This is a genomic window from Flavobacterium aquidurense (assembly GCF_031458035.1).
GTDB lineage: Bacteria > Bacteroidota > Bacteroidia > Flavobacteriales > Flavobacteriaceae > Flavobacterium > Flavobacterium aquidurense_C.
This window is the reverse complement of the sequence record NZ_JAVDXR010000002.1, coordinates 333,855-356,249: the sequence shown is the minus strand read 5'-3', so window position 1 is coordinate 356,249 and position 22,395 is coordinate 333,855. Positions and strand designations below refer to the sequence as shown.

Here is a 22,395-nt window from a genome sequence, read left to right as displayed (position 1 = left end):
AAACTTAACCCAAAAAGAACTAAATGTATCATTTAAATCAATCTTTTGAAGAAATTTTATCATTAATCACTACACTTATATTCTTCTTTTTTGTTTCTGTTGGAGTTTCATTTTTCTTTTTAAAACTAAATTATAAAACAGAAAAAAACTCATTCACAAAAGCATTATTACCCAATCTTGTATTCTTTTCATTTTCCTTTATTTTATATTTAATCTCTATTTACAAAAACACTAATATTTCAGTTTTTAGTAGAAATGAAAAAAGTGAATCCGCAATTATTTCAATAATCCTCATATTCGCTTTAATTGTATTATCAATTTTTGAAATATCGATTTATAGAATAACATTTAAGATTAAACCAATTAAGAAATATTTTTTTTTACTCTTTAGTCTAAATTTATTCTCTTATTCTTTCATCTTTTTTTCATTCTATCCAAGATCTTATGTTGATGAAAATATTTTGAGTTATAATAGATACTTATATAAACCTAATAAGAAAGAGTTAAAACTATTTGATAATAGTATTGTGAAAATTGATTTTGCCTGTAGCTCTGAACATAATTATAAATTAGAACATAAAGATTCAATCTTTTATTTTAGAATACCAATAACTCAAATCGGAACAGACAGAATTTTATATTCTTTTAAATTATTAAATAACTCAAAACAAGTTTACAGTTCGGAAAAAGAGGATAATTGTGAAACAATATCAGTAAACAAATTAGAAAATGAAATAAAGGTGCTTTTTATACAGACAAATCCGAATCAAGATATAGGTGGGCTTAAACAAATAGTTACAGATACAATCGTTTTCAAGAAAATAAAAACAGAAAAAAGAAAAGCTGGCTACTATGGTGATACTAATTGTGATTGTATAGAGAGATAAAAACTGTCCCCCCGCTAGCGCGAGCGTCTCGCTCGTGCACACAAAAATACAGCAGTTTAAGCTCTTAAGTTTTACAGTAAATATTGTAAATTAGGAATAAAATTTTACTCCCCTGTCTGACTGTGTGGTGCATCAACAGGTTTAGATTGTGAAGATCCTTTTTGACGTAAAAAAATGGATAAAACGACAATGGCAAAAACCGAAAGAAATTCACTTTGCCAATTCTGAAAAGATTCAAACCAAAAGCGCGTCTGAACTAAATAATCGCCAAGAGATACTGTTGGTTTCCCTTTTAAGATATTCATTGTATTTTCATCTTTTAAACTTCCGTAAAGATGGAGTATAAAAGAAATTATAAAGAGTAAAAATAAACTAATAGTCAAGGAATTCTGATAAATTTTTAACCATACTCCTCCTGATTTCACAGGCCATGGAGCATCTTTTTTATGGGCTGAAGGTTCGCGATCTACTTCTTCTGGACCATCAAAACCTTTAGACTCTGAAGAGCCTTTTTGCTTCAAAAAAATAGTGAGCCATACGAACAAAGACATTTGTAAAAACTCACTTTCCCAATTCTCAAAAGTTGCTTCAAAGAAATGTCCGGTGGTGAGATAATCACAAATTGTAATTACCTGACCACCGCTTTCTATCAGCTCATTATTATATTCATCAAACCCAAAAACAAGCTGCCCGATCATAGCTCCTGCAAAAAGCAGCAAAAAAACGATAGACAAACTATTCTGGTAGATAAACTTTTTCATTATGAGCATTTTAGAAATTACATTTCAAAATTATTTTTTATAAAGTTTTCTCTCTTTCCCAGTAACGATGATTTCCCATTGCTTCTATAAAAGAGCCGGCAAGAGTATTATCTCCTGCTTTTTCGCTGGTTAAAACGCCACCATCAGCATCAATAGGAAGTACATCAATCCCTTGTCCTTCTGCCGCTATAAACTTGCAATGTTGGTAAGCATCTTTAATAAATTCAGCAACTTCTTTTACTTTTTTAAGCTCCGTAATTCCATTTCCTGCAGGAACGAATACGGCATCAAAAAGTACGGACGCTGCAATTAGATAACTCTGATCAACTTTAATTTCTGTTCCTTCTTCAGATACAATTGTTCCTAAATGCGGCGCAATGATTACTGCTTTCGCGCCAGCGCCTTTAAGTGCTTTTTTCATCGAATCTACGGAAGCTGCGTTAACACCTTCGGCACATAAAAAAGCAACTTGACGGGTCGCAATGGTATTTGACAAAGTTGGGTTTTTCAACATACTCAATGCATCAGAATTTTCAATAGTCTGTTTGACTTTTTTAGGTTCGTGTTTCTCTCCTTCTTCATCCGCTCCTACTCCATGATTAATAGGTTTTTCAGGAGCTGCCGGTACATTCATTCCTAAATTTTTGGCAACAGTTGCGGCCAGATTTTTATCAACTTGAGCTATAAGTCCCAACATTCTTGTTCTGATTGCCTCAGTTTCTACTTTCCCTAGTTCAAACGACAGTGCTTTTGCAATATGCCCTTGCTCTGTTGGAGTCTGGCTATTATAAAAAAGAATCGCCTGGCTAAAGTGGTCTGAAAAGCTTTCGCTTCTTTCACGAATTTTCTGAGCATCAATTCGCTCGTTAAAACTGGCAAAACCACCTTCGTCAATCTTTGCCTGAAACGGACAGCCGCCACCAAGCGAATTCGGATGGTAACTCACACGCCCTGTTGCAATTTCCTGACGCATGTGTCCATCACGCTGGTTATTGTGCATTGGTGCAATAGTACGGTTGATTGGAATTTCATGAAAATTCGGGCTACCTAATCTTGACAATTGGGTATCTGTATAAGAGAATAATCTTCCTTGCAATAACGGGTCATTGGTAAAGTCAATCCCCGGCACAACATGTCCCGGATGAAAAGCTACCTGTTCTGTTTCTGCAAAGAAATTTTCCGGATTTTTATTCAAGGTCATTTTTCCAATGATCTTTACCGGAACCAATTCCTCCGGAACTAATTTCGTTGGATCTAAAAGGTCAAAATCAAATTTGTGTTCATCACTTTCCGGGATAATCTGTACACCTAATTCCCATTCCGGAAAATTTCCGGCTTCAATAGCTTCCCATAAATCCTGTTTATGAAAATCAGAATTTTTACCTGATATTTTTTGTGCTTCATCCCAAACAACGGCATGTGTTCCTAATTTAGGTTTCCAATGGAATTTTACAAAATGCGATTCATTATTTTTATTGATAAATCTGAAAGTATGCACACCAAAACCTTCCATCATTCTTAAACTCCTCGGAATTGCCCTGTCGCTCATCACCCACATAATCATGTGCATAGATTCCGGCATTAGCGAAATAAAATCCCAAAACGTATCATGAGCAGAAGCCGCTTGAGGTAATTCGTTGTGAGGTTCAGGTTTTACGGCATGTATCAAATCTGGGAATTTCATAGCATCCTGTATAAAAAATACGGGCATATTATTTCCTACTAAGTCGTAGTTCCCCTCCTGAGTATAAAATTTTACTGAAAATCCGCGTACGTCACGAGCTAAATCTGTAGAGCCTTTCGAGCCTGCGACAGTTGAAAATCGCAAAAATACCGGCGTTTTGATACTTGTATCAGTCAAAAATCCAGCTTTTGTATATTGTTCCATAGATTCATACAGTTCAAAATAACCATGTGCTGCAGACCCTCTTGCGTGAACTATACGTTCCGGAATTCTTTCGTGATCGAAGCTGGTTATTTTTTCCCTCAAAATAAAATCCTCTAACAGGGATGGTCCTCTTTCGCCTGCTTTTAAAGAATTGTTATTATCATTAATCTTAACGCCCTGATTGGTTGTCAGGAACTGATTTTCAGCATTTGATTTGTTTAAATCCAAATCGTTTTGCTTTTCATCAGAAGTATTACCAATTGTTTTTTTTGAATTTTTCATCGTCAGAGTTTTTTAATTTTTATACTGTTTGAACAGGATTGCTTTTTGATTTCACACAAAATGTGAAAACAAATGTAAACCTCTGTAAATACCTTTGCTTATATCATTTAACTCAAAAATTACAAGATTTAAATATTTGATTTTCAACAACAAAACATTAGTTCTACTATTTTTTATTTTGTTTTTAAATAGAAAAAAATAAGAGATTTAAATAACAACTCTTTATACTATTCTAATCGTAATTTATATTTTGAAAAGCTGTAAATTATACAATCACATTGCATATTGTTATAATATAATCAGTGATAATCGGAGGTAGATTTGTAAAGTGCGAATTAGTAAATCGCTTTATTGAAATAGAAACTTATAAAATCATATAATCATGGAAAATCAAAACAACAGCTATTATGGTCACGAAAACCATAATTCTCACGATGAAAATATAGATACCATTGTTGATAACGAAACTAATCCATCAATAGAAAATCTGTCCGGGGATGATAATCAACAAATCGAAAATCAATATATAGAAGATGATGTGACAGATCAGTACAAACCAGATCTTTCAAATGATGTTAATCATGAAGTAAATGATTATAATCGAAATGAAAATATTCCGAATGAGGAACAAGTCATTAATGAAGATGACAAAATAACGAATGACGAAGACAATGAAGATCCTGACAATCTAGATGATAGCTTAGATAAAGATGGCGATCTTGATGACAACGATGAAGAAACCGATGCCGGTTACGATCATGTCGAAGAAAATGATGAGCATTTTCCGGAAACTCATACGAGAGAATAAAATTCATTCATTAAATAAAATAAATTATAATCTCAAAGACCGTTAAAATTAATTTTAGCGGTCTTTGTCATTTGCCAGTTTGGCAGATACGAATTTTGTAATATTATCCTAAAACTATATAAGCTGACATTTTTCGGTATTAGCTAACTTTATTTTTTTGTTATACAAAAATCAAGAATTAGAAAATCCGGAGAATCATGAATATAACAACGCAAATTATCTGGCTGCTTGTTTTAGCTATTCCTATCGCCTGTATCAGCTGGACTGTGACTCACGAAGAAATATTCAAGGAACCACGGGAATGGTGCGTTAAATGTTCTAAAGAAAGCAAACTATTATTGACCAGAAAACTCTTCTATCTTTTTACCTGCGAATATTGTTTTAGTCACTATATCACAATTGGATTTTTGATTTTATGTGATTATAAACTTTTGTTAAATGACTGGAGAGGCTACATTTTGGCAGGATTCTCGCTGGTTTATGTAGCAAACGCCTATATGAGTCTTTTTGCATTATTGCGACAGGCTATTAAAAAAGAAAAAGTAGAAATCGAGAAAATAGAAAATGAAACAGATAGCGAAAAGCTATCGAAATAAATACAAATAAGTTAAATCAAATAAATTACGAATCATGGAAAATTTAAATTTTATAGACCCTCTATTACACGGAATAACGCCTGACACATCTTATAAACTGTCTGCAAAACATTTAGTTTGCGCCGGAATAAGTTCACTTATACTTGGAGCAGTTCTTAAAAAAGCGGGACAAAATAAAACAGCAGCAATTGTAGGCGGTATTGCATTACCTTTATTGGCAACTGCGTGCTATAAAAAACTATCAAAAGTTTATAAAGAGAAAAAAGAAAAAACAGATAGCAGTGGAATAGAATACAACCACTAAAAAATTGTTTCAGGTTTCAATTTTTCTTTGTTTCAAGTCAGCATGAGTTAATAGAACGAACCTCAAAAAATAAATAAGCCACAAATTCGCGAATTATGCTACATTATTGTAGACAAACATTCGTGAATTTGTGGCTTTTATTTGCGCTCCAACTAACTGGAAAGTTGAAACAAATAAAACTTGAAACAAATTTCTAAGAAATATTAATGTTGCCCTCTACCCAATTCAGTGCCTTATTAAAATTTTCTTTTTTAAATCCGTGGAATTCTCCTGGAACTACGTAACTGAATCCATTTGTGAAAGAAATAATATCTTCCGAATCTGAGATTATAGCAGCTCTGTTCCATTTTCCCAAATGTTTTAGTCCCAGCAATGCATCTTGTAACCATGCTCCGGCAGTAAAATTTTCAAGATCGGTATCCAGAACTAATAAAAAGTTAATTTCGTTTGTCTGTTTAACTAAATGTTCAACAGCGGGAACAACTACACTCAGAAAGTCTTCTTTTGTTACTTCTGCCAAAGCTCTAAAAGCGACTATGTTATCTGTTGTGTCTATTTGATGTATCATGATATTTTTATTTTGAATGTTATTAAAATGCTGATTAATAATGATTTCACATTTCATGAAATGTCTATCAAAATTAACTCTGAAATGCATTTTATTCTTTATATCATCTCAATACTTTTTTATAAAATAACTACTTTTTTTTTTAAAAGGTACAAAGACTCAAAGGCTCAAAGGTTCAAAGTTTTGACTTAGAAAACTAAAATCTTTCCTCTTTGAACCTTTGAACCTTTGAGCCTTTGAGCCTTTGAACCTTTGAGCCTTTGAGCCTTTGAGCCTTTGAACCTAAAAAAAAGCAACTCGATAGAGTTGCCTTTTTTTTTTATTTATTGATTTTTGATCTGTCAATTTCGTCTATAAACGGAATTGAGTTTTGAATTTCAGCTTTAATTGTTACTTGTAAATATTGTTCTAACTGCACAAATTTTGCTGCATTACGACCACCGGCGGCTTTCTTTACTTTTCCAAATGTTTTAGACAGCAGTTTATCAAAATCGGCTGTGTTTTTTAAATTGGCTTCAGTTAATTCGGCTGCTTTTACATCATCAAGAGTCGCATAATTGTCTGCATAATCTTTAATGATCTGTACTTTCTTCTGGCCTAGTACTTTGCGTTCTATTTCATACTCATCATAAACTTTTTGAAATGCTGATGCCTGAGGTTCCAACAAATTCATATATTGTTTCACTAAGTCTGACTTAGATTTACCATAAATATCCTGAATTATTGCCACATCATCTGACAGGCTAGAACTCGATTGTGCATATCCGCTTGCAGCAGCAACAAAGACAAGTAATAAAAATATTTTTTTCATAATTATTTTTTAAGGAATTAAAATTTTATCTTTTCTATTAAGTGATTATTTGCTGAAATCGTAGCTCAAAACAGCTCCTAATCCAAACTGAAATGTTGATGCGTAATCAGAAACTGCTATAGGACCCCAATAGTAATCCCAATAATAGTCATATCCAACAGCTGCCGACATCGATTGCAAATAAGCATTAAAATTAATTGATAATGGTGAACCTGTTTTTACTTTTACACCCGCCTTAAGTTCCCATGCAAAATAAGTTCCGTTGCCGCTTTGTGGTGATTCAAGAATAGAAATCCCCGCACCTGCACCTAAAAATGGAATCGCTTTTTGAGAGTCAGATGATGCAAAATAATAGGTATAATCAGCTAGTATATAATTAATAGCACCTTTATCATCTCCGCTATTAACCTGTCCTCCAGCGGGAATACCAAAATTAGGCAAAGGAACCTTTGTGTATAAAGGCATATGGGTATCAAATCTGTTGTATTTTAACTCGATTGATTGATTGTCCATAAAGAAATACTCTAAACCTGCACCGTACTCAAAACCATCTTCCACACGTGCGTAGGAAGAGTCGAAATCGACTTTGTCCTTAAAAGTGTAACCTCCATACAGGTTAAGTAAAACTGAATGTGCGTCTTGTGCCGACATTGCCAGCGAAAAGAAAAATACTGCGAATAATAAAAGATACTTTTTCATAATTTTTGATTTTAATTTGGTTAAAAATTTGAATACATTTTTGTTTCAATTTGAAAACTTTTGCATCGGATTAATTAATAGTTTTTGTAGAAAATCGTTTCTACGGAGAATAAAGTTCTGTCCAAATTTCAGTCAAATGTTTTGGCGTAGAAATTAAGTTTTTAGGGTAAATAGTTAATGTTATTGGTAATTTAATTCTCATTTTTTTCTTTTTGTTTAAGCAAATTAGGTTTAGAGAAATGAACATTTAAAAAAATTATGATGCTAAAAATTTTAAATAATTCTTACTTACCTCAAAGCTAACGAGATAAAAAAATAAATATTTAAAAGTTTCATTTTTAATGGTTTCATTTTATAACTTGAAACCAAAAATATCCTGTTTAATTCTTTAAATAATAAAATAATTCATAGCTAACATATCTGAAAACAAGTGTTTTACAAAAAAATTTAAGAATTTTAGCTATCAAAAGTGAAACCACCCAAAAAAAGAGAAGAAAAGAGGACTTCTCTACGGTTTCAAGTTACATAAGGAAGGTAAGAGAATCAAAAATGTTTCAAAATCGGCAGAAAACGACTAAAGAAACAACTTAGAGCTGGAGAATAATTTCCAGTTCCTCATAATTTTTAATAACAATCGCACCTTCACTTTTTAAGTCGGCTGCATTATTATCGTTCGCAAGACCGTACACTTTAAATCCACCATTTATACCTGCCATAACACCAGCTTTGCTATCCTCAATTACAATACAGTTTTTAACATTAAAACCCATTTCTTTAGCAGCGTGCAGAAAAATTCCGGGATCGGGTTTCCAGCTTTTTATTTGGTAGGAGCTGAATATTTTGTTTTCAAATTTATCAAGTAAACCTGCCGTTTCAAGATTTAAACGGATTTTGTCAACAGGGCCGCTTGAAGCAACGCAATACGGAATTTTCAATTTCTCGATAAAAGCAACGACACCTTCCATTGGCTAAACCTGAGTTTTAAATGCCTCAAAACTCTTTTGGCGATATTCGTTTTCGAAATTCTCTGGAAGTTTATTGCCAATTGTATTTTCGATATGCTGGAAACATTCTTTTAAATTACGGCCATTGAAATTACTGTAAGCATCTTCAATTTTCATTTCAAAACCATGCTCAGCTGCCATTGAAAGCAGAATTTCATTGCCTATTTTTTCCGTATCTACCAAAACGCCATCACAATCGAAAATAATACATTTAACTTCCATATACTTGATTTACATTTATTTATACACTAAAATTTGTCATTCGAGGAACGAAGCAACCTCATTGGCTAAATCAACAACTGGCTATTCGAGTGCGATTGCTTCGTTCCCCGCAATGACTATCTCTTCACAGGAAAGTAATTCTCCTTTAAAATAATCTCTAACGGAATAAAATGTACTTTCTCTACACTTTCCTGCAATACCAATTTTTTATACAAATGATTGATACCCATATAACCCTGTTCTTCAGGTCTTTGATTAATCAAAAAGTCAATTATTCCTTTATTTAAGTATTCGATATTTTCTTTTAATAAATCGTAACCAATAATACGAACCCCCTTAATATTGTTTTGTTCTAAGAAACGGGCCACAATATAAGCTCTTGAATTGGGTACAAAAACACTATTGATTCCTGAAAACATTTCCAGTGACATTTGATCGATTCCGGAATCTTTAATAGTAACTTCCGAAAATTTAAAATTGGTAAGTTCGTTGTGATCTTTAAAAAAAGAATAAAAACCATCAATACGCTGCAAATAAACCGAAGTACTCTCTATTTCACGGGTGATCTTAAAAATCAAAACCTGTCTTTCATTATTTACGGCAAAACTAATCAGTCTTCCCGCGAGATAGCCGCTCTGAAAGGCATCCTGTCCAATGTAGGCATGTTCTTCATCACTAGAAATATTTGAATCGATCATGACAACCGGAATGTTTTTCTTCTCATATTCTTTCAAAAAACGTACTGATTCCTCATAAAATATAGGCGCAAATAACAATCCGTCGCAATCAAAATTCAATACTTTTTCGACAGATTCTTTAAAAGAAACTATATTGAAATCGTAGAAAAAATATTCCAGAACAACTCCAAATTTCCCAAACTCAACAGCAGCCTTTTCAATTCCGATAATCTGACTTTTCCAATATTCAATGTTTTCATATTTAGGAAGAAATACAGCGAAACGAAATTTCTTGTTCAATGCCAGATTACTCGCCAGAATATTACGCTTATAGCCATATTGTTCAATGATAGCATTCACCTTATCAACATTTTCCTGTGCAACTTGTCCCCGATTGTGGATGATTCTGTCAACCGTTCCGGGCGAAACATTGGCTAATGCTGCTATTTTCTTGATTGTTATGATAATATACCTTTTTAAGTTAAAATGATTTTGAAAACACAAAAAAATATTTTTTTTAGTATAGATAAGTTGTATTAGTTAACTTTTTCTATACATTTGTAAAAGACCGTGTGCGTACACGCAAAAATACATAAATTACATACAAAACAATAAGTTGTTGTAAATAAATTAAAGTTTACTCAAAAAAAATCAAATACAAAATTTAGAATATGATTATAGATGTTTTAAGTAATGCTGCAAAATATAGCAGTTTACATCCAAATTTCGAAAAAGCATTCGATTATTTAAGTCAGACTGATTTAGCAAATCTTGAAGACGGCGCAATTGAAATTGCTGAAGGTTTAAAAGTAATTGTGATTTCTGGAGAAGGAACAACAAAGGAAGAAAGTATTAAAGGTTTTGAATGCCACGATAAAAATATCGACATTCAGTTTTCAGTAAAAGGTCCTGAAACTTTTGCCTGGAAACCAAGAGAAAAATGCGTGAGTCCAAACGGTGAATATAGCGACGAAAGAGATGTTCGTTTCTTCCATGACAAGCCAGATATGTATTTTGAATTGCAGGAAGGACAATTTGCAATTTTATTTCCTACTGATGTTCATGCAGCCATGATTGGTGAAGGAACGTTGAAAAAAATTGTAATTAAGGTCAAAATTTAAAAAAAAAGAAATTCCAATTTTAAATCCCGAAGCTTCGGAACCAAATTCCAACTTTTAAAACTTGAAATTATAAAGTAGCCCTTTTTTAGGTTTGGAATTTGGAATTTTTAGATGGGACTTTTATTAAAAACTAAACCTGAAATTTGAGCTTACAGCTGCTTAAAAAATATAAATAATAAAACTTACAAATGAATTCAATATTTAATCTTGAAGGAAAAATTGCTCTTATCACTGGCGGTGCTGGTGTATTGGGAAGCAATTTTGCCAACGTTTTGGCAAAACAGGGCGTTATTGTCGGAATTGTGTCTCAATCCATTGAAAAAGCGAATAGCACAGTGGCTTCAATAGAAAATAATGGCGGAAAAGCTTTTGCGATACAAGCCAACGTTTTAGTTAAGGAAGAACTGGAAAAAGCCAGAGATTTTATCCTGGAAAAATACGGTCGCCTTGATATTTTAATCAATGCTGCCGGAGGAAATATGCCGGGGGCTATTGTTACTCCGGATCAGGCAGTTTATGATATGAAATCGGAGGATTTGCAAAAAGTCCTTGATTTGAATATTATCGGAACAATGCTTCCTTCGCAGGTTTTTGCAGAACTTTTTGCGAAACAAAAACAGGGAAATATCATTAATATTTCGTCAACATCGGCACAAAGACCTTTAACGAGAGTTGTCGGATATTCGGCAGCAAAAGCAGCAATTGATAATTTCACCAAGTGGATGTCGGTTGAATTAGCTACAAAATATGGGGAAGGAATTCGTGTCAATGCTATTTCACCGGGATTTTTCATCGGAGAACAAAACCGAGCTTTATTATTAACTCCCGAAGGAAATTTAACGCCAAGAGGAGAAAAAATCATCGACCACACTCCAATGGGAAGATTTGGAAAACCCGAAGATATTGACGGCGCGCTTCTGTTTTTATGCAGCGACATGTCAAAATTTGTAACGGGAACTATTGTTGTAGTAGACGGTGGATTTGCTGCTACGAGTATTTAAAATTGAATTAGCTAGAAATGTTCTTATGAAAATGAGTGCCCTAGCCCCGATAGAAGTGAAAATCCTTTTGTGCCGGGGTTCGGCACAAAAGATTGTAACGGATAGCGGGAACTAGCTCCTGAAAAAATTAATAAATACCTACAAGGTTTTATCCCGAAGCTTCGGGACTTGCAGGAAACTAATAAAAAGACACAAAATGGAACAAACATTAAGATGGTTCGGCCCAAATGATCCGGTTTCTTTACAAGATATCAAACAAACTGGTGCTACTGGAATCGTAACCGCTTTGCATCATATTCCGAACGGACAAGTATGGGAAGTTGAAGAAATCATCAAAAGAAAAACCGAAATTGAAAACGGTGGCTTAACATGGTCCGTGGTTGAAAGTATTCCGGTTCACGAAGACATTAAAAAACAAACGGGGAATTATCTTCAATATATCGAGAATTACAAACAGAGCATTAAAAATCTTGCGGAGTGCGGTATTCATTGCGTTTGCTATAATTTCATGCCAGTTTTAGACTGGTCAAGAACCGATTTGTCTTTTGAAGTTGAAGACGGATCAAGAGCATTACGTTTTGATATTAACGCTTTTGCGGCTTTTGAATTGTTTATTTTGAAAAGGCCGGGAGCTGAAAGAGAATACACATCGATACAAATCGAAAAAGCGACAAAATATTTTCATGCCATGACTGACGAAGACAAAGTCAAACTACAGCAAAATATCCTTGCAGGACTTCCGGGTGCTGAAGAAGCGTATTCTGTTGAAGATTTTTTGGTGACTTTAAGTGCTTACAATCATATTGACAGACAGGCTTTGAAGGATAATCTTTTCTTCTTTTTAAAGGAAATTATTCCGGTTGCAGAAAGCAAAGGCGTTCTGATGGCGATTCATCCTGACGATCCTCCCTACCCGATTTTAGGTTTGCCAAGAGTCGTAAGTACCGAAGAAGATTTAATGGAATTGATGAATGCTGCACCTTCAAAATCAAACGGATTTACAATGTGTACGGGTTCATACGGCGTTCGCGCTGATAATGATTTACCTGGAATTGTAAGACGTCACGGCGATAAAATGAATTTTATTCATTTAAGAAGTACGCAACGAGATGAAGAAGGAAGTTTCTACGAAGCCAATCATCTTGAAGGCGATGTTGATATGTATGAAGTGGTAAAAGCGATTCTTGAAGTGGAAAAAAGAAATAACAGCAAGTTGCCAATGCGTCCGGATCACGGTCACCAAATGCTGGATGATTTGAATAAAAAGACGAATCCGGGCTATTCTGCAATCGGGCGTTTGAGAGGGCTTGCCGAATTACGAGGGCTTGAAATGGGAATTAAGAGAACTTTATAAAGTTTTCTGCTATTTGCCGCAAAGGCACTAAGACACGAAGTTTTATTACTGCCACAGATTAAAAGGATTATTTCACGCAGATTTAAAAAGATTTAAGCAGATGTGCGCAGATTATTATTTGCTAAAGTTATTTAAAATTAAATCTGCTCAAATCTGCTAAATCTGCGTGAAACAAAAAAACTTTGCGACTTCGTGGCAGACCAAACACTAACTAACCAAAAAACCACAAAACCATGACCCGCCAAACCGTAATTATTTGTTGCGCCCTTTTTGTAAATAGTATAATATTTGGGCAGCAAACGCCCAAAATACTAACTGATTCAAAAGTAAATTATCTTCCTGATTTTAGTTACGCTGGCTATCACTTCGGCGAAAGTCAAATTCCGGAATCGACAGGAAAAATTATAAATGCGACAGATTTTGGCGTTAAGGCGAATGATGGTTTAGACGATTCCAAGGCTTTATTGAAAGCGATAAAAGCGGCAACTTCTACGGAAGGAAATGTCGTTTTGCAATTGCCTGCCGGGCGAATTATTTTGAGTGACATTTTATATATCGAGAGAAGTAATTTTGTACTTCGAGGAACTGGTTCAGGCGAAAACGGAACCGAAATTTATTGCCCAAGACCGATGATGTATTTAAAAGATCCCGAATCATTGGCAGAACTTCGCGAATATTTAACCACTTTTGATAAAAGACAGCGCGAAGCGGAAAACAATATCGATTTGGCTTTTTCGCAATATGCGTGGTCTGGGGGTTTCATTTGGACGCAGATTCCTGGAGAACGTGTAAAATCATATCTTGACAAATACGAACCTACTCCGAATGTTTTGGCAAAAGTCAGCTCCGGAAATATGGGTGAACATATCATCAATGTTTCGGATGTAAAGGGACTGAAAGTTGGTGATATTGTCGAGCTTCAATTATTCAATAAAGACGGTGAAAGTGGCGAAATCATTCAGGATTTATATAAAGGTGCCAAAGTAAAACCGGGTTCTCACCATTGGAAATTCCCAAAACTTCCAATCGTAAGACAGCAAGTTGAAATCACAAAAATTTCAAACTCAAAAATCACGATCAAAACTCCTTTGACAATTGCAGTCAAGCCGAGTTATCAGGCGCAATTGGTCGAATGGAAACATTTAAACGAAGTTGGTATCGAACATATTCGTTTTACTTTCCCCGATATTCCGAGAGTCGCACATCATGTTGAACCGGGAAATAATGCGATTTTCTTAACCCGCGTTTTCAATAGTTGGGTAAAAGATGTTGTCATCACAAATGCTGACAGCGGAATTTTAGCCGAAGAAGATGCGAATGTTACCATTCAGGATATTGTAACCGATGGACCACATATGGCACATTATACCGTAACTTTAGGCGGTGTACATAATATTTTAGTAAAGAATCTCAAAATTTATAATAAAACAGTTCATCCTTTGAGTTTCAATACTTTTGCAACAAAAAATGTATATCAGAACTGTGAAATTTTTATTGATCCATTATTAGACCAGCATTCGGGTGCAAATCATCAAAATTTATTTGATAATATTATAGTTCATATCGATCCGGATAAAAACAATAGCTACTTATTATTTGGCGGTGGCGGTGCCGATTATTGGAAACCATCACACGGGCCTTTCAGCACCTTTTGGAATCTGAATGTTCAGGTCGGAAAACCTGCTGACAGTTCAAAACCAGTTTTATTGTACGGTATGAAAGACGGACCATTTGCGAGGATTATTGGTGTTAATGGAAGTGCTAAATTCGAAGTAAAATACGAACCGGACGCTTATATTGAGTTTTTAAATACTTCGATGGAGAAAGTTCCTTCGTTGTATGATTATCAATTGAAAAAGCGATTGAAATAATATGTTTGTTGCCACAGATTTCACAAATTAAAAAGATTACTATATCTAAAAAATAGCCACGAATTCACGAATGATTACGCATAACGATTTAAAAAATTCGTGAATTAGTGGCGGAAAAAATTACTCCAAAAATCCATTTTATCTGTGAAATCTGTGGCAAAAAAACCTCTGCTCCTTTGTAACTTTGAACCTTTGCACCTAAAAAAAAACACCATGAAATACAAAATAGCTTTTCTGGTTTTACTGTTTATTTCCGGGAATGTATTTTCCCAAAATAAATATCGTCTCAAAAATATCTCTACGACTGACGGGCTTTCGCAGAGTTCTGTTATTGCTATTCATCAGGATAAATTTGGGCAGATGTGGTTTGGTACGCGCGACGGTCTTAATAAATATGATGGCAGCCGATTTACGATTTTTAGAAACGATATTAATGATAAATCGTCTATCAGCAACAATGATATTCTGGCTATTGAAGAAGATAATTCAGGGAAAATCTGGGTTGGAACTTACAACGGACTGAATTGTTATGATCCGGTAAAAAATACGTTCACACGATATTTACACACAAAAACCAATCATAATATAAGTGGTAATGCAGTTTGGTCAATTAAGGAGATTGGTGATGAAATGTGGTTTGGAACTTCAAAAGGATTAACCATTTACAATAAAAAAACGGGACAATTTAATTCTACTTTTCATTCTGATACTGACAATACTACTTTACCGAGTAATAATATTCTGAGTATTTTAAAAACCAAAAAAGGCGAAATATGGATTGGTACCACAAAAGGTTTATGCGTTCTTACCGGCAGAAAAAACAACAAATTCTCTTTTAAAAATTATCCTTTAAATAGTGAAGATTTATTGACTGTGCCTGCAATTGCCGAAGATCGCTTCCATAATATCTGGGTCGGTACAAAAAATAAAGGACTTTTAAAATTTAATCCGACAACGAAAGAATATGTTTCTTTTTTGTCTGATGAAAAATACCGCGAACTCAATACGGATATTCGTGCTTTAGCCATTGACAATCAGGGTTCAATTTGGATTGGGGCTTATGATGGAATTTATATTTTAGGAGAAGACAAAAGCATTCAAAAAATAAACAACAGCAACAATAGCAACGGAATTGACAAGGTAAAATCGGTTTTTCTTGATAAAAAAGGTTCGGTTTGGATCGGCTGTTATTACAAAGGCGTGAATCTTTGGGATGTTTCGAATGTGAATTTCTCCAATTACAATCAGAATTCGAAAAAGATTCCGATGAGTTTTGATGTCGTGAGTTCGATTATTGCAGATAAAAATCACAATGTTTATTTTGGAACTGAAGGAGGTGGAATTACGATTTACAATCCAAATACCGAAGTAACAAGCTACATCAACAGCAAAAACGGTCAAACAACTAAAGACGATATCAAATCAATGTGTCTTGCGGAAGATCATATTTTGTGGATGGGAACTTTCTCCAAAGGAATCTCAGCTTACAACACGGTTTCAAAAAGAATTGAAGACAGCCGAATTTCATCTGAACTAAATGATTTACTGAAAGAAACCGGTGTTTATTCCATCAAAAAAGAAGGAAATAACATTTTATGGATTGGAACTTTCAGCAAAGGACTGATTCGGTACAACACGATTTCTAAAGATTTTCAGGTTATTGGAAATGATAATACCAAACCTAATTATTTGACTAATAATATCATCCGTACGATTTTAATCGACAAACAAAAAAGGCTTTGGGTTGGCTCTCAAAACGGACTAAATCTGATTTCATTGCAAAATTTTCAACCGAATAAATCTGTAATAAAACATTACTTTTTTGATGCTGCCGCTTTATCGGGAGATGATATTTTGACGTTGTTTCAGGATTCTCAAAATAAAATTTGGGTGGGAACAAAGGCAAAAGGACTGCATTATTTTGATGGAAAAAAATTCAACAGAATCAATCTAAAAATTGGAAATACGGTTATAACATCGATTCATTCCATTTTAGAAGATGACGACAAAAACCTTTGGATCAGTACGAATCAGGGGATTATAAAATATAGTACAACCAGAAAAACAGTTGCGATTTACGATCAGAAAGACGGTTTGGCGAGTAATGAATTCAACGACAATTCGGCTTTAAAACTGGATTCGAATAAATTTTATTTCGGAAGCCCATCCGGAGCCACTTATTTTGATGCCCGAAAAATCTCTATCAATCAATATGCGCCGCAGGTTTTGATTACCGATTTGAAAATCAAAAATGAAACAACAACCGCAAATGATTCTTTAGGCATTTTAGAAAAAAGCATCGGGTATACGAAAACCATTACGCTGGATTATGACAAAGCGAATTTTTCGATCAATTTTGCGATTCCGAATTACATTCGATCAAAAAATAATCAATACAGTTACCGTTTAACCGGACTGGAAAACAACTGGACGACGACGAAAAATACGGAAGCTATTTATGCCATTCAAAATCCGGGAACATATGTTTTTGAAGTGCGCGGCGCCAATAACGACGGCGTTTGGAATAAAATCCCTACGACGCTGACCGTTGTTGTAAAACCAGCTCCGTGGCGCAGTATCTGGGCCTTTTTATTGTACGGACTTATAATTGGTTCAGCTTTATACGGTTTAATCTGGATTATGAAATCCAAAGCCAGTCTAAAACAAAAACTCGAATTAGAGTATTTAGAAACCAGGCGCATCGAAGAAAACAACAGAGCAAAACTGGATTTCTTTACTAATATTTCGCATGAATTCAGAACGCCTTTGACTCTAATTTTAGGGCCGTTGCAACAGATTTTATCCAATTATAACGGAACCAATGAAATGTATAAAAAATTGTTGGTAATTGAAGGAAGCGCCAATCATCTTTTAAGTTTGATTAATCGTTTGATGGATTTCAGAAAACTTGAAAACGATCAGGTGAAACTGGAATCGGCAAACGGAAATATTGTAAAATTTACCAGAGAAATCTTTTTGTCTTTTATTGAATATGCCAAAGATGGCGGTTACAGTTATACTTTTGAAGCAGAAGAAGAAGAAATTCTGGTGTATTTTGACCGCTATAAACTCGAACGTGTTTTTTATAATTTGATTTCGAATGCGTTTCGTTACACACCAAAAGGTGGAAGCATCAACATTAAAATCAATCACGATCACGAGAATCTTTTTATAGCTGTAGAAGATTCGGGAGTTGGAATTGCTAACGAGCATATTGATAAAATTTTCGATTTGTTTTTTGAAGTTCCACTGCACAATAACGTTCAGAAAAACTATAATAAAGGAACTGGAATTGGTTTATCTATCGTAAAAAACATTGTCAAGCTTCATAAAGGAAACATTGACGTATCTAATAAAGAAAATGGCGGAGTTGTTTTTAAAGTAACGCTACCGTTGGGTCGTACTCATCTTTTGGACAGTGAAATTATTGAAGATTTTAAAATCAGTGATGACATTGTTCAATACACCACACAATTGGAAACTGGTGAAATACCAGAACCGGAAGACATTGGCGATTTTGTGGTTGATACCGAAAAGCAAACAATTCTACTGGTTGAAGATCATAAGGTTTTGAGAACTTTCATGAAAAATCTGCTCAAAAAAGAATACAATATTATCGAAGCTGAAAATGGAAAAATTGCTTTCGAAAAAGCATTGCAGCATGTTCCTAATTTAATTATAAGCGATGTTATCATGCCTGAAATGGTAGGAACAGAACTTTGCTCGAAAATTAAAGAGAATTTAAAAACCAGTCATATTCCTGTAATTTTATTGACTTCGAGATCTTCATTGGTTTATAAATTTGAAGGACTGGAAAGCGGTGCCGATGATTATATCAGTAAACCTTTCAATTTAATAGAATTTAAACTTCGCGTTAAGAACCTGTTGAATTCGACTGAGAGGCTGAAAAACAAATTCTCAAGCGAAGATAATTTTGTACCGTCAGAAATCACGGTTTCTTCTTTAGACGAAGAACTTTTGAAAAAAGCATTCAAAATTGTTGAGGAAAACATTTCTAACGAGCAATTTGATATTCCGTTTTTCTGTTCAGAATTGGGTGTCAGCAGAACGATGTTATTCTTAAAAATAAAAGCATGGACGAATTATACGCCAAACGAATTTATTCATGAAATCAGATTGAAACGTGCCGCTCAATTATTGGAACAAAATAAACTCAACGTTTCAGAAGTGAGTTATAAAGTTGGTTTCAATAATCCAAAATACTTCAGCAAATGTTTCCAGAAAAAATACGGAGAAACGCCGTCACAATTTGCTGACAAATTTTCTAAATCCGTAGACGTATTTTAAACAATCCGCATTTTTAAAGGCTTAAAAAAGGGTATCTGTATTTTTAGATACCCTTTTTTGTATTTCTATATCGTTTGCGACGTATATATTTGTCCTATGAAAATCGAAAAAACAAAATTCAGACTGCTGCAAATTTTATTCATGCTGCTCATCATCGGAATGAGTTTATTGCTTTTCTATTTTATCTAACATTAACCTTAAAACCAAAAAATGAATGTTTACAAACCAAAAAATTAAATCGCTTAAATGGTGTTTTCTGGTACTCTTTTTACTAGGAAATATTGTTATGAATGCACAGGAAAGAAAAGTCACCGGAAAAGTTACTTCCAGCGAAGACTTACTTGGGCTTCCTGGTGCCAATGTTTATATTAAAGGATCATCAGTTGGGGCGTCTGCAGATATGGATGGAAACTTTACTGTAATAGTTTCAGAAAAAAATCCTGTCTTAGTCTTCAATTTTGTGGGATATCAATCTGTAGAAGTTCCGGTAGGAAACAAAACAGTAGTCAATGTGAGTTTAAAACCTGATACTAAAAACCTTGACGAAGTTGTCGTTGTAGGTTATGGTACTCGTAAAAAGAGTGATATTACGGGTTCTGTATCTTCGGTAACGGCAAAAGAATTAACTGCTTATCCTTTATTAAATGCAGAAATGGCTTTACAAGGCCGTGCTGCAGGGGTTTCGGTACAATCAAATAATGGTGGTGAACCAGGTGCTCCGGTAAAAATCAGAGTCCGTGGCGGAACATCAATCAATGCGAGTGGAGATGCGCTTATTGTTGTTGACGGTTTTGCAGGTGCTTCAATGCCGGCTCCTCAGGATATTGCTTCGATTGAAATATTAAAAGATGCTTCGGCAACTGCTATTTACGGTTCGAGAGGTTCAAACGGAGTTATTATGGTGACGACCAAAAAAGGAAAGTCTGGAGTACCGGTAATTGAATTCAGCAATTCGACCTCGACACAATCAGTAAATAACAAATTACATTTATTAAGCGGAGATCAATTTGTGGCGTACAGAAAAAGTTTTACGACGCATACTTCTGGCGGAGCAAACACAGACTGGCAGGATGTTATTTATCGTGACGGAATGATTTCGAATACTCAATTATCATTTTCAGGTGGTTCCGATAAAATCAGATATTATGTTTCCGGCAATTATTTCAACCAAAATGGAGTTGTCATCAATTCTGGAATCGATAAATACACGATTGTAAGTAATCTTGAAGCTGATTTGAGCGACAAGTTTAAAATTGGTTTGAATTTATTTACAAGCAAGCAAAACAAAGACGGAATTATCAGCCAGACGGGCGCCGGAGGAACAGGTGCAGCGGGTGTAATTGCTGCAGCTTACAGATTTATGCCGGATAAAGGAATTTATAATGCTGACGGATCTTATACAACGACAGCGCCAATTGGAGATGATATCGACAATCCGTACGCGACTGCAATGGAAAATATTCTGGAAGTAATCAATATTACCAACAGAAGTAACTTTTTTGCCTCCTACCAATTCACTAAAGATTTAAATTTTAAAACAACTTTAGGTTTAACCGAATCGAATTCTCAAACCGGAAGATATACGCCTTCAACTTTAATTGCAGGAAAAAATATCAAAGGAGAAGCTTCTGTAAACAACACGAGATTTTCTTCTTTCTTAACAGAGAATTATTTAACGTACAAACATGAAGTTATCGAAAAAGGAATTTTGACCGTTCTTGGAGGTTATTCATATCAAAAAAACAGAAACGAAAATTCGTATGCTGCTTCAAGAGGATTTTTAACCAATACCAATTCGTATCATAATTTAGGCGCAGGAACAGTGTTTTTAAAACCAGATTCAGGATTGTCTGAAACCGAATTGATTTCTGCTTTCGGAAGATTGAATTTCGATTACGACGACAAATATTTATTTACGTTTACGGCACGTCGTGATGGGTCTTCAAGTTTTAGTAAAAACTACAAATACGGAACTTTCCCTTCTGGAGCCGTGGGTTGGAATATCGGTAAAGAAAATTTCTTAAAAGACAGCAAAACAGTTTCAAACCTTAAATTGAGAGCAAGTTATGGTGCAACCGGAAACCCATCGATCGGCGCCTACTCTACTTTATCAAGATTCTCAGAAATTTATGATGTGAGTGGTGACGTAATTGTAAATGCAGTTCAGTTGACTTCTTTGGATAATCCGAATTTAAAATGGGAAACTTCATATCAACAGGATTACGGAATTGATTTAGGTTTATTTGATAACAGAATCAGTTTAACAGCAGATTATTACAAAACGATTACCAAAGATTTATTGTTCAACAGACCATTGCCGGGAATCTCAGGAATTGCTTCTCAGCTTCAAAATGTTGGAGAACTAGAAAATAAAGGTTGGGAATTAGGAATCAATACGAAGAACTTTATTGGTGCTGACTTCACTTGGTCTACCAACTTTAATATTTCTGCGAACAAAAATAAAGTATTGAAATTAGCTGACAACAAAGACTTATTAATCAACTCTGCTCCGGGACATTTCCTTGCAACAGAATCGCAGATTTTGAGAGTTGGTGAGCCAGTGGGATCATTCTTTGGATTTGTTTATAATGGTGTAATTCAGCCAGGAGAAACTGTTCTTCCGGGGAATTTTGAAACGGCTCCGGGTGGAGAAAAATACAGAGATGTAAATGGTGACGGAAAACTGGATTCTAATGATAAAACGATTATCGGTAACCCAAATCCTGATTTCATCTTCGGATTCAATAATGATTTCACGTATAAAAATCTTGATTTAAATATTTTCTTCCAAGGTTCAGAAGGAAACCAAATCTTAAATTATACTTTAATGGAATTGGCTTCAGGAAACAACAATGCAACGACAGAAGTTTTGGATGCCTGGACACCAACACATACAGATACTGATGTTCCTGCAAATGCAGCAAGAACAAAAAGAATTGCTTCAAGATTTGTTTATGATGCAAGTTACATCCGTTTGAAAAACGTGTCTATCGGATATAGTTTAGATGACAAAGTGGTGCAAAAAATGGGATTGAGCAAAGTTCGTTTTTACATCAGTGCGCAAAACCTTTGGACAATTACAGATTATCCGGGTTCAGATCCTGAGGTAAATTACCTGAATGACACTAACGCCAGAAGTAACACCAACTTAGGATTGGATTATGGAAGTTATCCAAACGTAAAAACCTTCACTTTCGGTTTTAATTTAAAATTCTAGTTTAATACAATCATAT

The 22,395-nt window shown here is 34.5% G+C and carries 16 protein-coding genes and 1 pseudogene; 10 read left to right on the top strand and 7 right to left on the bottom strand.

Annotated elements, in window-relative coordinates:
* The first annotated feature begins 23 nt into the window (after positions 1 to 23).
* On the top strand, positions 24 to 887 hold the full coding sequence (locus J2X17_RS04680) for a hypothetical protein (protein ID WP_310295160.1): 864 nt from the start codon (positions 24 to 26) through the stop codon (positions 885 to 887).
* A gap of 104 nt (positions 888 to 991) precedes the next feature.
* On the opposite strand, the gene J2X17_RS04675 is transcribed toward J2X17_RS04680, so the two are convergent.
* Positions 992 to 1,648, bottom strand: coding sequence for a DUF6766 family protein (locus J2X17_RS04675; RefSeq protein WP_310295158.1), 657 nt, complete (start codon positions 1,646 to 1,648; stop codon positions 992 to 994).
* Between the two features lie 37 nt (positions 1,649 to 1,685).
* Entirely contained in the window at positions 1,686 to 3,818 is a 2,133-nt protein-coding gene (locus J2X17_RS04670; RefSeq protein ID WP_310295157.1) for a catalase, read from the bottom strand.
* A gap of 382 nt (positions 3,819 to 4,200) precedes the next feature.
* Here J2X17_RS04670 and J2X17_RS04665 point away from each other — a divergent pair, with 382 nt between their 5' ends.
* The 3 genes from J2X17_RS04665 to J2X17_RS04655 all read left to right on the top strand — a co-directional run bounded on the left by J2X17_RS04665 (position 4,201) and on the right by J2X17_RS04655 (position 5,526).
* Positions 4,201 to 4,626 (top strand): hypothetical protein, encoded by a 426-nt coding sequence (locus J2X17_RS04665; RefSeq protein WP_310295156.1) that lies wholly within the window; start codon positions 4,201 to 4,203, stop codon positions 4,624 to 4,626.
* Between the two features lie 197 nt (positions 4,627 to 4,823).
* A complete protein-coding gene (locus J2X17_RS04660; RefSeq protein WP_310295155.1) occupies positions 4,824 to 5,222 on the top strand; it encodes a hypothetical protein in 399 nt (132 codons plus the stop codon).
* A 34-nt stretch (positions 5,223 to 5,256) separates the two neighbouring features.
* Positions 5,257 to 5,526, top strand: coding sequence for a PrgI family protein (locus J2X17_RS04655; protein WP_310295154.1), 270 nt, complete (start codon positions 5,257 to 5,259; stop codon positions 5,524 to 5,526).
* A gap of 193 nt (positions 5,527 to 5,719) precedes the next feature.
* Here the strand turns inward: J2X17_RS04655 and J2X17_RS04650 are convergent, their stop codons facing one another.
* The 5 genes and pseudogenes from J2X17_RS04650 to J2X17_RS04630 all read right to left on the bottom strand — a co-directional run bounded on the left by J2X17_RS04650 (position 5,720) and on the right by J2X17_RS04630 (position 10,011).
* Entirely contained in the window at positions 5,720 to 6,094 is a 375-nt protein-coding gene (locus J2X17_RS04650; protein ID WP_310295153.1) for a SpoIIAA family protein, read from the bottom strand.
* A gap of 319 nt (positions 6,095 to 6,413) precedes the next feature.
* Positions 6,414 to 6,905: a hypothetical protein gene (locus tag J2X17_RS04645; RefSeq protein WP_310295152.1), complete on the bottom strand. Its 492-nt coding sequence runs from the start codon at positions 6,903 to 6,905 to the stop codon at positions 6,414 to 6,416.
* 45 nt (positions 6,906 to 6,950) lie between these two features.
* Positions 6,951 to 7,604: a hypothetical protein gene (locus J2X17_RS04640; RefSeq protein ID WP_310295151.1), complete on the bottom strand. Its 654-nt coding sequence runs from the start codon at positions 7,602 to 7,604 to the stop codon at positions 6,951 to 6,953.
* A 587-nt stretch (positions 7,605 to 8,191) separates the two neighbouring features.
* A pseudogene (locus J2X17_RS04635) lies at positions 8,192 to 8,830 on the bottom strand (HAD family hydrolase).
* Positions 8,831 to 8,946: 116 nt separating this feature from the next.
* Entirely contained in the window at positions 8,947 to 10,011 is a 1,065-nt protein-coding gene (locus J2X17_RS04630) for a substrate-binding domain-containing protein (RefSeq protein WP_310295150.1), read from the bottom strand.
* Between the two features lie 167 nt (positions 10,012 to 10,178).
* Between J2X17_RS04630 and J2X17_RS04625 the strand changes: the two genes are divergently transcribed.
* The 6 genes from J2X17_RS04625 (at position 10,179) to J2X17_RS04600 (ending at position 22,379) form a co-directional block, all read left to right on the top strand.
* Positions 10,179 to 10,628: a NanQ anomerase/TabA/YiaL family protein gene (locus tag J2X17_RS04625; RefSeq protein ID WP_310295149.1), complete on the top strand. Its 450-nt coding sequence runs from the start codon at positions 10,179 to 10,181 to the stop codon at positions 10,626 to 10,628.
* 188 nt (positions 10,629 to 10,816) lie between these two features.
* Positions 10,817 to 11,629, top strand: coding sequence for an SDR family oxidoreductase (locus tag J2X17_RS04620; protein WP_310295148.1), 813 nt, complete (start codon positions 10,817 to 10,819; stop codon positions 11,627 to 11,629).
* A gap of 196 nt (positions 11,630 to 11,825) precedes the next feature.
* Positions 11,826 to 12,983, top strand: coding sequence for a mannonate dehydratase (uxuA, locus tag J2X17_RS04615; protein WP_310295146.1), 1,158 nt, complete (start codon positions 11,826 to 11,828; stop codon positions 12,981 to 12,983).
* A 233-nt stretch (positions 12,984 to 13,216) separates the two neighbouring features.
* Positions 13,217 to 14,854, top strand: coding sequence for a glycosyl hydrolase family 28-related protein (locus tag J2X17_RS04610; RefSeq protein ID WP_310295144.1), 1,638 nt, complete (start codon positions 13,217 to 13,219; stop codon positions 14,852 to 14,854).
* A 213-nt stretch (positions 14,855 to 15,067) separates the two neighbouring features.
* Positions 15,068 to 19,162, top strand: a complete 4,095-nt coding sequence (locus tag J2X17_RS04605; protein ID WP_310295143.1) for a two-component regulator propeller domain-containing protein — start codon at positions 15,068 to 15,070, stop codon at positions 19,160 to 19,162.
* A 214-nt stretch (positions 19,163 to 19,376) separates the two neighbouring features.
* Positions 19,377 to 22,379: a SusC/RagA family TonB-linked outer membrane protein gene (locus tag J2X17_RS04600; RefSeq protein WP_310295141.1), complete on the top strand. Its 3,003-nt coding sequence runs from the start codon at positions 19,377 to 19,379 to the stop codon at positions 22,377 to 22,379.
* The last annotated feature ends 16 nt before the right edge of the window (positions 22,380 to 22,395 follow it).

Excerpts from the sequence above, each read along its gene's own strand:
- J2X17_RS04605 (WP_310295143.1), top strand. The coding sequence starts at position 15,068 with ATGAAATACAAAATAGCTTTTCTGGTTTTACTGTTTATTTCCGGGAAT.
- J2X17_RS04675 (WP_310295158.1), bottom strand. The coding sequence starts at position 1,648 with ATGAAAAAGTTTATCTACCAGAATAGTTTGTCTATCGTTTTTTTGCTG.
- J2X17_RS04610 (WP_310295144.1), top strand. The coding sequence starts at position 13,217 with ATGACCCGCCAAACCGTAATTATTTGTTGCGCCCTTTTTGTAAATAGT.
- J2X17_RS04650 (WP_310295153.1), bottom strand. The coding sequence starts at position 6,094 with ATGATACATCAAATAGACACAACAGATAACATAGTCGCTTTTAGAGCT.
- J2X17_RS04680 (WP_310295160.1), top strand. The coding sequence starts at position 24 with ATGTATCATTTAAATCAATCTTTTGAAGAAATTTTATCATTAATCACT.
- J2X17_RS04655 (WP_310295154.1), top strand. The coding sequence starts at position 5,257 with ATGGAAAATTTAAATTTTATAGACCCTCTATTACACGGAATAACGCCT.
- uxuA (WP_310295146.1), top strand. The coding sequence starts at position 11,826 with ATGGAACAAACATTAAGATGGTTCGGCCCAAATGATCCGGTTTCTTTA.
- J2X17_RS04640 (WP_310295151.1), bottom strand. The coding sequence starts at position 7,604 with ATGAAAAAGTATCTTTTATTATTCGCAGTATTTTTCTTTTCGCTGGCA.
- J2X17_RS04620 (WP_310295148.1), top strand. The coding sequence starts at position 10,817 with ATGAATTCAATATTTAATCTTGAAGGAAAAATTGCTCTTATCACTGGC.
- J2X17_RS04660 (WP_310295155.1), top strand. The coding sequence starts at position 4,824 with ATGAATATAACAACGCAAATTATCTGGCTGCTTGTTTTAGCTATTCCT.
- J2X17_RS04625 (WP_310295149.1), top strand. The coding sequence starts at position 10,179 with ATGATTATAGATGTTTTAAGTAATGCTGCAAAATATAGCAGTTTACAT.
- J2X17_RS04670 (WP_310295157.1), bottom strand. The coding sequence starts at position 3,818 with ATGAAAAATTCAAAAAAAACAATTGGTAATACTTCTGATGAAAAGCAA.
- J2X17_RS04665 (WP_310295156.1), top strand. The coding sequence starts at position 4,201 with ATGGAAAATCAAAACAACAGCTATTATGGTCACGAAAACCATAATTCT.
- J2X17_RS04645 (WP_310295152.1), bottom strand. The coding sequence starts at position 6,905 with ATGAAAAAAATATTTTTATTACTTGTCTTTGTTGCTGCTGCAAGCGGA.
- J2X17_RS04600 (WP_310295141.1), top strand. The coding sequence starts at position 19,377 with ATGTTTACAAACCAAAAAATTAAATCGCTTAAATGGTGTTTTCTGGTA.